The following is a 551-nucleotide window of genomic DNA, read 5'->3' as shown; positions in this document are numbered from 1 at the left end:
GGCGCTTGTTTCGCTTGCGCAAGGATTGAGCTTGACGCTTGCGATAGAATTTGTGATTTGGTCATTGCCGTCGTTTCTTTCGCGAAATCTGTATCTTTGATACGGCTCTTCGACGCATTCACGTTCTCGTTAATGTTGTCCAAGTTGCTGATTGCGTGGTTGAAACGGTTCTGGAATGCACCTAGCTCTGCGCGGTGGCTGTCTACGTATTTCAGTGCCGCATCGATGATAGCAACAGATTCTTGTGCGCCACCAACTGAGGTTACGTCGATAGTATCTACTGTTACTTTTTTGCCTTCGCCTAAGCCTAGTTCACCAGATAGACCGCCTGAAAACTCGACCTCGCCCTCAACTTTGTTGTTGCCAGCGAAGATTTGCAGTTTACCGTCTTGGTCTACTGACGCTTTCACTAGGTCAGTTTGGCCGTTAATGTAAGTCGCAAGCTCTTCGATATCGTCACCCGCTTTTGCGCTGATGTTGATTTCTTGCTCTTGGCCGTAGCTGTCCGTTAGGTTGATTTTTAGGTCGTTCTTACCTTCAGCAACGTTCCA

Annotated in this window: 1 protein-coding gene; it reads right to left on the bottom strand. The window is 47.9% G+C overall.

The annotated features are described in order from the left end of the window. Positions 1–551: flagellin (locus R8O10_RS26945; RefSeq protein ID WP_206949773.1), on the bottom strand; the 551-nt coding region annotated here is incomplete at both ends.

Source organism: Vibrio sp. 1727 (genome assembly GCF_033344415.1).
Lineage (GTDB): Bacteria > Pseudomonadota > Gammaproteobacteria > Enterobacterales > Vibrionaceae > Vibrio > Vibrio alginolyticus.
Note: the sequence above shows the minus strand (reverse complement) of the source record. Positions and strands in the feature narration are given on the sequence as shown.